Genomic DNA, 2803 nt, shown 5'->3' with positions numbered 1-2803 from the left:
CTGGCAATCGACAGCGGGGGCGCCACGCCTTTCCGGGCATCGAGATCGGCGAGGGGAGCTTCGGTGTCCTGCTGCGCAAAGGAATGACTCGCAACCAAAACCGCCGCGCCCGCAGCCAAAAGTCCCCACCCCAAGCCGCGCGCCATCAGCCTCACAAGGCAAATTCCATCTTCTGCAGTCTGCAAGGACTCTTATCCGTCGCGCTGGTCAGGGAGGCCAGTGTTTCCCGCCGAAAACCGGATCAAACAGAGCCGCTGGCGCCGAATACCACGGTTCCGTGACAAGGGGGCAACACGGCGAGCCGAACCGGCCCGCCAAAAAGTTGACCCGCCCGGGGGGACAACCGGGCGGGTCGGGTGCGACACGGGGTGGATGAGGCGCCCGTGCCGGACGCAGTATCCACGGTCAGAGCGGCGGAATACGCCGCTCCAGTTCGGTCGATCAGTAATTGCAGGTGCGAATGCGGCCCATGTAGTTGCCGTAGGCGTCGAACTGGCGAACGAAGCCGCAGCGGCGATAGTCGTCGTGGTAATAGCCGGAGCTCGAAGCCGCGATCGCAGTGCCGATGACGGCGGCGCCGAAGATGGCGGGTCCAACCCATTTCGGGCCGGCCTGGGCCTCGGTGGTGGTGGAAGCGATGCCGCCGGTGACGGCAAGCGCGGCAAGAGCGAGGGCAGCAATTTTGGTCTTGATCGACATGGAAACTCCATCCGGTTGAGCGCGGCGCCGTTGTGGTCCGCATGTCAGTTGGACGGAGGGTCCTCAAATCCGGTTCGAGTGGCCACTCATTAATTCGATGTAATGATAATTACATAGTAATTACAATATGTTATACGACGTATTGCTCTGAGGTGCGCTAGACAGCGTCGCGGGGTCGAATCGGTCGACATCGGCCAGCAATTCGCAGAAGGCCTGCGCGCCGTGATCGAGCAAGCGTTCGCCCTTCTCCGCCGTGGCCAGCGTGGCATTGCCGGCCGCACCGCTGGGATGCAGGTCCTGGGCCTGCCAGGCGAACGGCACCGGCCGGTGCGCCGACAGCCAGCGGTATTGCTTTTCCATCGCGATGCTGCGGGGCCGAAAATCGGCGATCGCGTCGTTGCGCACATGCTGTGGATAGCGCGCCAGCATGATCGAAGTCTCGACCGCGCCGCCATGGATGCCGTGGCGCAGCTCTTCCGCCGGGAACAATCCCTCCGGCGTGCCGAAGCGCGACCAGCTCGTGGTCACCGCGAGCAGCCCGTGATGTGCGCGCAGATCCTGCGCGACGAGGCTCATCGCGGCACTATTGCCGCCGTGGCTGGTGACCATCACCAGTTTCCTGATGCCGGCGCGCGCGACGCTCTCGCCGAGCCCCATCCAGGCCTTCAGCGCCACCTCGGTCGGCAGCGTCAGCGTGCCGGGATAGTGGATGTGTTCGGTGGAAATCCCGACCGGCTGCACCGGCAGGAACGTCGCGGGAACGCCTGGCGGCAATAGCTCGCGCACCCGGGCCAGATAGGCCTCCCCGATCATGACGTCGGTCTCGAGAGGCAAATGCGGGCCATGCTGCTCGGTCGCCGCCAGCGGCAGCACCGCGATCCAACGCGCCGCATCGGCGCTGGAAATCGATTGCCAGTCGATCTCGGCCCAGTCGCGTGGCGGAAGCAGGGAAGTCATCGAGTGAGGCGTTTCTTTAGGTCGATTTGCAAGGTAGTTTGCAGGGTAGTTTGCAAGAGTTATCCAGGGGCGTAACGACGTCCGTTGCCTCCCATCATGGGCCAGAACGATCGACGGAGTCCAACCATGAAGCCGGCCTTTTTGCCGCGAGCGTTAACCGTAGTCCTGCTGGCCCTCACTGCGGCGAGCGCGCCGGCGACGGCCCAGACGCTGGACAAGGTCTCGTTTGGAACCAACTGGGTGGCGCAGGCCGAGCAAGGCGGATTCTTCCAGGCTGCGGCTGACGGCACCTACCGTAAATACGGGCTCGACGTCACCATCGTGCCCGGCGGTCCCAACGACAACAACCGCATGCTGCTGATCTCCGGCAAGATCGACTTCTTCATGACCGCGAACACGCTGATGTCGTTCGATGCGGTCGCCAACAACGTGCCCGTGGTCGCGGTCGCCGCCATCTTCCAGAAGGATCCGCAGGTGTTCCTCACCCATGCGGATTCGAAGGTGGCCAAGCTCGAAGACCTCAAGCCGCTGACGCTGTTCGTCTCCAAGGAGGGGATAACGAGCTATTTTCAATGGCTGAAGTCCGAATATGGTTTCAGCGAAGGCAAGGTCAGGCCCTACACCTTCAACTCGCAGCCATTCATCGCCAACCGAATGAGCGCGATGCAGGGCTACGTTACCTCGGAGCCCTACGCGGTCGAGAAGGCCGCCAAATTCAAGCCCGGGATCATCCTGCTGGCGGATTACGGCTACAGCGCCTATTCGACCCTGATCGAGACGCGCCGCGACATCGTCGACAGGAAGCCGGATCTGGTACAGCGCTTCGTCGATGCCTCCATCATCGGCTGGTACACTTATCTGTACGGCGACAACGCGCCCGGCAACGCCATGATCAAGAAGCTCAATCCGGAAATGACCGACGAGTTGATCGCCTATTCCGTCGCCAAGATGAAGGAATACGGCATCGTCGATTCCGGCGACGCGCCGAAGGACGGCATCGGCGCCATGAGCGATGCGCGGGTCGGCAGCTTCTTCGACAAGATGGCGCGGGCCGGCGTGGTGCGCCGCGACATCGACTTCCGCAAGGCCTACACGCTTCGCTTCATCAACAAGGGCGTCGGCCTCGATCTGCGGCCCAAGAATCAGT

4 protein-coding genes are annotated in these 2803 nt (G+C 62.8%); 2 read left to right on the top strand and 2 right to left on the bottom strand.

What is annotated here, in order from left to right; translation table 11 throughout:
• Positions 1 to 281 (top strand): hypothetical protein (locus Q8N40_RS01710; RefSeq protein ID WP_305710577.1); only part of this gene is annotated, 281 nt, incomplete at its 5' end.
• A gap of 160 nt (positions 282 to 441) precedes the next feature.
• Here the strand turns inward: Q8N40_RS01710 and Q8N40_RS01705 are convergent.
• Positions 442 to 699, bottom strand: coding sequence for a hypothetical protein (locus Q8N40_RS01705; RefSeq protein WP_305710576.1), 258 nt, complete (start codon positions 697 to 699; stop codon positions 442 to 444).
• 120 nt (positions 700 to 819) lie between these two features.
• A complete protein-coding gene (locus Q8N40_RS01700; protein ID WP_305710575.1) occupies positions 820 to 1656 on the bottom strand; it encodes a creatininase family protein in 837 nt (278 codons plus the stop codon).
• 126 nt (positions 1657 to 1782) lie between these two features.
• Between Q8N40_RS01700 and Q8N40_RS01695 the strand changes: the two genes are divergently transcribed.
• The coding region (locus Q8N40_RS01695) for an ABC transporter substrate-binding protein (protein ID WP_305710574.1) at positions 1783 to 2803 on the top strand (1021 nt) is incomplete at its 3' end.

Source organism: Bradyrhizobium sp. (assembly GCF_030693485.1).
GTDB lineage: Bacteria > Pseudomonadota > Alphaproteobacteria > Rhizobiales > Xanthobacteraceae > Bradyrhizobium.
This window is presented reverse-complemented; position numbering and strand designations above follow the sequence as displayed.